The 7,354-nt window shown below is 71.8% G+C and carries 6 protein-coding genes; 4 read left to right on the forward strand and 2 right to left on the reverse strand.

Going from position 1 to position 7,354, the window contains the following annotated elements; all coding sequences use genetic code 11:
- Both RL72_RS19990 and RL72_RS00370 read left to right on the forward strand, forming a co-directional pair.
- Window positions 1-594 (forward strand): DUF4190 domain-containing protein (locus RL72_RS19990; RefSeq protein ID WP_169748185.1); only part of this gene is annotated, 594 nt, incomplete at its 5' end.
- Window positions 591-1,148 carry an RDD family protein gene (locus tag RL72_RS00370; RefSeq protein WP_052674090.1) on the forward strand — a complete coding sequence of 186 codons (558 nt, stop codon included), beginning with the start codon at window positions 591-593 and terminating at the stop codon, window positions 1,146-1,148. The genes RL72_RS19990 and RL72_RS00370, both read left to right, overlap by 4 nt.
- 122 nt (window positions 1,149-1,270) lie before the next feature.
- On the opposite strand, the gene RL72_RS00375 is transcribed toward RL72_RS00370, so the two are convergent.
- Window positions 1,271-4,321: an alpha-mannosidase gene (locus tag RL72_RS00375; protein ID WP_045248813.1), complete on the reverse strand. Its 3,051-nt coding sequence runs from the start codon at window positions 4,319-4,321 to the stop codon at window positions 1,271-1,273.
- A gap of 89 nt (window positions 4,322-4,410) precedes the next feature.
- On the opposite strand from RL72_RS00375, the gene RL72_RS00380 reads away from it, so the two are divergent.
- Entirely contained in the window at window positions 4,411-5,433 is a 1,023-nt protein-coding gene (locus tag RL72_RS00380; protein ID WP_045248814.1) for a LacI family DNA-binding transcriptional regulator, read from the forward strand.
- Window positions 5,434-5,498: 65 nt separating this feature from the next.
- Window positions 5,499-5,978, forward strand: a complete 480-nt coding sequence (locus RL72_RS00385; RefSeq protein ID WP_045248818.1) for an adenylyltransferase/cytidyltransferase family protein — start codon at window positions 5,499-5,501, stop codon at window positions 5,976-5,978.
- Between the two features lie 55 nt (window positions 5,979-6,033).
- On the opposite strand, the gene RL72_RS19995 is transcribed toward RL72_RS00385, so the two are convergent.
- Window positions 6,034-7,338, reverse strand: a complete 1,305-nt coding sequence (locus RL72_RS19995; RefSeq protein ID WP_248700316.1) for a glycoside hydrolase 5 family protein — start codon at window positions 7,336-7,338, stop codon at window positions 6,034-6,036.
- Window positions 7,339-7,354 lie beyond the last annotated feature (16 nt).

Consider the following 7,354-nt stretch of genomic DNA (forward strand, 5'->3'; position numbering starts at 1 on the left):
CCACAGGCGCCCCACCCGCCGCAGGGCGGATACGCCCCGCAGGGCGGGTACGCCCCGCAGGGCGCGCCTCTCCCTTACGGGGCGGTGCCGAGCGCGCCGCCGGCTCAGGGACCATCGCAGGGGCCCGGCATCGCGCTCATCTTCGTGGGCGGCGCCGTCGTGCTCCTCGGCGAGGGGATCTCCGCCTTGCCCTCCCTGCTGTTCCTCGCGGGCGGAGGCGGTAACACCACCGCCTTCGGCGACTTCGCGGCGGGCTTCGGCGTCGTCGCAGTCTCGACGATGGCGGTCGGTGCCCTCGTCTTCGTCTGGGGGATCGTCCTCGCGGCGGTCACCGGCCGGAAGGCGGCGCCGGCCGCGACGCCCGGCAGGGTGCTCGGTGCCGTGGCGCTGGTGCTGTCCGTGCTCGCGTGCGTGGTCGGCCTGGTGCTGGGCTACATCGCACGGTCGCAGAGCCGCCGCGCGGGTGCGCCCAACGGGTTCGCGGTCGCCGCGATCGTCATCGGCTGGATCACCACGGCCTTCTCGGTGCTGTTCGGGCTGCTCGCCGTGCTCGCGGTGGTCGCCGCGGCGACGACGAACTACACCTACGGATGAGCGTCGAGGGAAAGGGTGCGGCGACGGCCCGTGACGTCCGTGCGCGGCTCGCGGACATGCGGGAGACCGTGGCTCCGGTGGTCGGCGGCGCGGACGTCGCGAAGCGCCTGCGCGCCTTCGAGGACGGCACCCTGTACATCGACTCGACGAGCGGCGCGGCGTTCACCGCCTGGCTCATCGACGCGGTGCTCGTGAACGGCACGGCCGTCGCGCTGGCCGTGCTCTACGGCACCCGCTCCACGGATCCGTACGCCGGTGCCGGCGCCGGTGTGCTTGCGATCGCCCTGCTCATCGTGCTGCCGCTCTGCTACGGCTGGGCGTACCGGAACGGCCGAGCCCTCGGCGGACTGCTCACGGCCACGCGACTGGTGCGGATGAAGGACGGATCCCGGATCGGCCTCGCGAAGGCCGGGTGGGCGATGCTGATCCGCACGCTGCTCATGCCGATCGCCTTCTGGGCCGCGCTGGACGGCCTCAGCCAAGTGCGCGTGAGCATCGACGATCCGGCGACGCAGCGCCTGCGCGCCGCGGGCTTCGACCGTCTGCGCCCGTAGGGCGAGGGCCCGGCTTCGCGGCACGTCCTCTCTGCCCGCCGATACCCCCTCGGACCAGCGAAACCCCCACGCTCGCTCGCGCGCACGTGGGGGTTTCGGCGGACCGGAGGGGTCTCGGCGGGTCAGGCGCGGGCGATGCGCAGCGTGCGCACCTCGAAGGGGCGCAGCGACAGCGTCTCGCCGGTGCGCGGCCCTTCCAGCTCGTCCTCGATGAGCGACACCTCGCGGATGCCGCCATGCGCGAACCCGACCGACAGGGATCCGGTCGTGCGCCGGCCGAGAGCCTCGTAGACGCGCACGATCACGTCGCCCGAGCGGTCGTCGGCGAGCTTCACGCTCGACACGACGATCCCGTCGCCGGCCACGGAGACCAGCGGCTCGATCTCGTTCGCTCCGCGCACGACCGTCGCCGCGGCGTTCAGCGCGATGCCCTCGGCGGTCGCGATCGCGGCGTCGGCGCCGATCACGAGACCCACGCGGATCTCGTGCCGGCCGTGGTCGGTGTCGGGGTCGGGGAAGCGCGGGGCGCGCAGCAGCGACAGACGGACCGTGGTCGTGACGTCGTCGCCGTCGGCGTCACGAGTGGTGTCGTACCCGTAGATCGAATCGTTCACCAGCGCGGCGCCGAAGCCGCCGTCCTCCTGCACGAGCACGAAGCGGTGCATCGAGGTCTCGAACTTCGCGGCCTCCCAGCTCGTGTTGACGTGCGTGACGCGGCGCTGGAAGCCGAACTGCGTCTCGGCCGCGGTCTCGCGCGCGAACAGATCCAGCGGGAACGCGAGCTTGAGCAGCTTCTCGGTCTCGTGCCAGTCGATCTCGTTGCGCAACTGCACAGTGCGGGAGCCCGGTGCGAGCGTGATGGTCTGCCGCAGCGACGAGGCGGAGAACGCACGCTCCACCACGATCGTCGCCACGCCGTCCTCCACCGACGCGGAGAGCGCGGACACCGCGGTGAGATCGTCCACGCGGTTGCGGTAATAACGGTCGATGTCCCACGCGTCCCACATGTTCGGGAAGTCCTGGTGCAGCTGGAAGAGGTTGGCGGCGCGGCCGGCGGGGACGACCTCGCGGCCCGACGCCTTGTCCACGGCGGACACGATGAGGCCCTCGGCGGAGACCGTCACGATGACGAGGTCGTTCTCCAGGACGAAGCCGTCGGCGGTCTCGGCGAGGGTGACCGGCGACTCGTCGCGGTCGGCGGCGGGGCCGCTCGACGACCCCGAAGAGGGGGCGGCGGCCGCGCCCAGCGCACGCGCGCCGGGGGCGACCCCGACGGAGGTGGGAGTGAAGACGAGCTCGCGGTCGCCCTCGCCCGCCAGCGCCGTGCGCGCGGCATCGGACAGGGCTCGCGCCTCGTCGAGCACGCCGGAGAGCACGGAGACGGCCTCGCGGTGCACCCAGGCGATCGACGTGCCGGGCAGGATGTCGTGGAACTCGTGCAGCAGCACGGTCTCCCAGAGGCGGTCGAGCTCGTCGTGCGGATAGGGCGAGCCGAGCTGCACCGCTGCGGTCGCGGCCCACAGCTCCGCCTCGATCAGCGCCTGCTCGGCCCAGCGGTGCAGCGCCTTCGTGGCGTGCTGGCTGGTGAGCGTGCCGCGATGCAGCTCGAGGTAGAGCTCGCCGACCCACACGGCGGGATCGGGCAGCTCGGCCTTGGCGGCGTCGAAGAATTCGTCGGGATGGATCCACTCGACCTTCGCACTGCCCTCGAGGTCGGCGAGGCGTGCGGCCTTGCCCGTCATCTCGCGGGTGGTGCCGCCTCCTCCGTCACCCCAGCCGACCGGGGCGATCGAGCGCGTCGCGATCCGGTTCTCCTTGAACTGACGCGAGGCCTTGGCGACCTCCATCCCGCTCAGCTGGGAGTTGTAGGTGTCCATCGGCGGGAAGTGCGTGAAGATCCGGGACCCGTCGATGCCCTCCCACTCGAACGTGTGGTGCGGGAACACGTTGCGCTGGTTCCAGGAGATCTTCTGGGTGAAGAACCACTCGAAGCCGGCCCGCCGCATGAGCTGCGGCAGCGCGGGGGAGTAGCCGAAGCTGTCGGGCAGCCAGACGCCCTTCGAGCGGATCCCGAACTCACGTTCGAAGAAGCGCTGCCCGTGCGAGAACTGCCGCACCAGCGATTCGCCCGTCGGCATCACCGTGTCGGACTCGACCCACATGCCGCCGAGCGGCAGGAAGCGACCCTCGGCGACGGCGGCCTTGATGCGCTGCCATACCTCGGGGCGGTGCTCCTTCATCCACGCGTACTGCTGCGCGCTCGACATGCCGTAGCGGAACTGCGGCTGTTCCTCGAGCAGCGTCGTCATCGAGGAGGTGGTGCGCGCGACCTTGCGCACGGTCTCGCGCAGCGGCCACAGCCAGGCGGAGTCGATGTGCGCGTGGCCCACCGCGGCGATGCGGTGCGCGCTCGCGTCGGCGGGGGCGGCGAGCACCTCCGCCAACCGGGCGCGGGCGTCGCCGGCGGTCTCCGCGATGCGCTGCAGGTCGAGCACGTCGAGCGCGTCGTCGAGGGCCTGCAGGATCCGCATCCGGCGCGGGCTGGTCTCCGGCAGCTCGGCCTGCAGCTCGAGCAGCACCTCGAGGTCGAGGGAGAGCTCGTACACCTCCCGCTCGAACACGGCGAGGTCCATGTGCCGCACGCGGTACAGCGGCGCGGGGGACGAGGTGAGGATGTCGCCCTCCTGCGTCGGGAGGAAGGGGTGGTAGTCCAGCAGCACCGGGTTGGAGGCGCCCTCGAGGAACAGTTCGACGCCCTCGCCGCCGACGGCGGCATCCGCGATCGGCAGCCACTGGTTGCGCGGGTTGAGGCTCTTCACCGGCACGGGCTCGCCGTCCGCGCCGACGCGGTAGGCCAGCGCCTCGCACTGGAAGCCCGTCATGTTGATGTCGAAGCCGAGGTCCACGAGCGCCTCGACCCGCTTGCCGGCCCAGTCGGCGGGGACGGTGCCGCGGAGGCGGAACCAGGTGGTGCCCCAGGCCGGTCCCCACTGCTCGCCAGCCGCGAAGGGCGCGTAGTCGAGGCCGAGACCGTCGGCGGGCGCGATCGGCTCGCCGGGCAGCGCATGCGCGGCGACCTCGAGCGGGATGCGGGCGGAATGCACCGCGGGACGCACCCGTTCCGCGAGCACCCGGGTGACGCGGCCGACGGTGAGCGAGGTCTCTTCGTGCACGGGGTGCTCCTTCGCGGTGCGAGAATGTGGGAACGCCGGGGGAATCCTGTTCCCCGGAGTCCACTAAAACGATCTAGTACGGTGAGTCTATGTCACAGGCGAAGCGCATCACCATCGCCGATATCGCCCGGCTCGCCGGTGTGTCCCCCGGGGCCGTGTCCTTCGCGCTGAACGGGCGTCCCGGCGTGAGCGAGCAGACCCGGCAGCGCATCCTCGAGATCGCCGAGCAGCACCAGTGGCAGCCCAGCTCGGCGGCCCGCGCCCTGGTCGGATCCCGGGCCGGCGTGGTCGGCTTCGCCGTGAACCGCCCGGCGCGCACGCTGGGCACCGAGGCCTTCTTCACCGACCTGATCGCCGGCGTCCAGTCGGCGCTCGCACTGCACGGCATCGCCCTGCAGCTCGTGGTGGTCTCCTCGATCGAGGAGGAGATGGCGACCTACCGGCGCTGGCGCAGCGCCCATCAGGTCGACGGCGTGATCGTCATCGACCCGCGTGACGACGACCCGCGTCTGCAGCTGCTGCCCGCGCTCGCGCTGCCCGCCGTGGTGATCGGCAGCCGCGACGCCTCCGGGGATCCGCCCGCCATCTGGCTCGACGACGAGGCGGCCGCGCACGCGCTGTTCGACTACCTCGCCGCGCTCGGCCACCGCGAGATCGCCTACGTGTCGGGCCCGGCCGAGTTCCAGCACACGCGCATCCGCGCCGACGTGCTGGAAGCGCTCGCGGGCCGCGGCGTGGCGGGCGAGACCCTCGTCACCGACTTCTCCCCGGCCGCGGCCACCGCGGCGACGCGCACGCTGCTGAGCCGCGCCGATCGTCCGAGCGCCATCGTCTACGACAACGACGTGATGGCGATCGCCGGCCTCCGCGTCGCCCAGGAGATGGGGGTGGCGGTGCCGCACGCGCTGTCGGTCGCGTCGTTCGACGACTCGGTGGTCACCGGCCTCGTGCACCCCTCGATCACCTGCCTCACCCGTGACACCTTCGCCCTCGGCGAGCAGGCCGCGACGTTCCTGCTCGAGCGGATCGGATCCGCGGATCCGCTGCCGTCCCGACGCGGTCCCGCCCCGGCGCTCACCATCCGCGAGAGCACGGCCGCACCCTCCCGCTGAGCGGGCTCCGGCCGCTCGCGGAGACCCGTCCGCTAGAGTTCTGGAGGCCGACGAAAGGGATGCGCATGACGCCGGACGCCGTGAAGAAGAAGCACCAGGACTACAACCCGGGGCCGCGCGTGGGGATCACCTTCTCCACCTTCGACCTGCTGCACGCGGGGCACATCATGATGCTCGCCGAGGCCAAGCGGCAGTGCGACTACCTCATCTGCGGGCTGCAGATGGATCCCACCCTGGACCGCCCGGAGAAGAACGCTCCCACGCAGACCGTGGTCGAGCGCTACATCCAGTTGCGCGGCTGCGAGTACGTCGACGAGATCGTGCCGTACTCCACCGAGCAGGACCTGGAGGACATCCTCCGCTCGTTCAAGCTCGACGTGCGCATCGTCGGCGACGAGTACGAGGACCGCGACTTCACCGGCCGCACCTACTGCGAGGAGGCGGGGATCGAGCTGTACTTCAACAGCCGCGACCACCGCTTCTCCAGCTCCGGCCTGCGCAAGATCGTCGCCGCCAAGGAGGCCGAGCGCGAAGCGCGCGCCTGATTCGAGGACCCGTGCCTTCGGTCGTGCTCGCTCGACGACCCCCACCGGGGACGGATCAGGCGGGGACCTCCGACGCGGGAGCGGTGTGGTCCACGACCGTGTTGTTCGAGGAGTAGGTCCCTGACCCGGTGCCGAGGTCGGGGTGGATCAGCTCGGTGATGCCGCGCGCGGCGAGGGCGATCGGATCCGACGCCGTCCGCGAGGTCACGAAGGCGGGATCGAGCCCCGCCTCGCACGCGTCGACCCACGCCTGGAAGACGGCGCCGCCCGGGCTCATCGCGGCGCGGCTGACGGGCACCTCCTGCTCGTCGACCTCGATCACGATCGCGGTGGGGCGTGCGGGAGCCGGACGCCGGTCGCGGAGGGACGGGATGATCTCGGCGAAGCGCCGCCCGATCGGCTTCGCCTCGCCGTCCTGGTCGATGAGGCCGAGGGAGTACTCGAGCTCGGGGTAGTCGGCGAGCCCGCGGCTCACGTCGTGCGAGCACCACCACGTGACGCCCCACAGGTTCTCGGTGCGGGCCGCGGCGCGCACGGTCGCCTCGAGGAAGCCGGGCATCTCGTCGGAGGAGAGGCAGTTCGACGGGGCGCCGACCTCCTGCAGCCAGACCGGACGGCCCGGATCCGTCGCGAAGGCGCGCGACAGCTCGATCATGTACTCCGCGTGCCGGTCGCTCGCGATGCTGCGCCCGCCGTAGCGCTGCGCGGTGCCGTTGAAGATCCAGGAGTGCACGGTGGTCATGGCGCCGAGGCGGCTCGCGTGCGTCGGCACGAACCCGTGCGCGTCCATGTACCAGGCGGCGTCGTACTCGCTGTGCACGTGCGGCAGCCCGGGCGTCGAGCGCTCGGCCGCGTCGAGCAGCGCGGTGAGCCAGCCGGCCGCCTCCTCGGGCGTGACGGGCCACGGGTGCGGGTGCACCGCCGCGGAGAACTGGTTCACCTCGTTGCCGAGGGTGAACCCGAGGAAGTTCGGAGCGTCGCGCAGGGCGGCGCCGAGCCGCTCGATCAGGGCGACCTGGCCGCTGAGCGCCTGTGGGTGCGTGAACATGTTCTTGTCGTGCCAGGTGAACAGCCAGGACGGGATGAAGTCGAAGCTCGACAGGTGTCCCTGGATCACGTCCACGCTCGCGTCGAGCCCGAACTCCGCGGCGACGTCGACCACCGCCCTCACGTCGGCGACGGCCTTGTCGCGGATGAGGGTGCGGTTGGGCTGCAGCACCGTCCAGAGCGGGAAGATCCGCACGTGGTCGAGGCCGAGCGCCGCGAGACCGGCGAAGTCGCGGCGCACGTCGTCCAGGTCGAGGTCGAGCCAGGAGTGCATCCACTCCTTCGCCGGGGTGTAGTTCGCGCCGAACCGCAGGGGGGCGGGGCCGCTC

The organism is Microbacterium azadirachtae (genome assembly GCF_000956545.1).
Taxonomy (GTDB): Bacteria; Actinomycetota; Actinomycetes; order Actinomycetales; family Microbacteriaceae; genus Microbacterium; species Microbacterium azadirachtae.

What these genes read in the sequence shown, in the direction of transcription:
- RL72_RS00370 (WP_052674090.1), top strand. Translation starts at nt 591, where the DNA reads ATGAGCGTCGAGGGAAAGGGTGCGGCGACGGCCCGTGACGTCCGTGCG.
- RL72_RS00380 (WP_045248814.1), top strand. Translation starts at nt 4,411, where the DNA reads ATGTCACAGGCGAAGCGCATCACCATCGCCGATATCGCCCGGCTCGCC.
- RL72_RS00385 (WP_045248818.1), top strand. Translation starts at nt 5,499, where the DNA reads ATGACGCCGGACGCCGTGAAGAAGAAGCACCAGGACTACAACCCGGGG.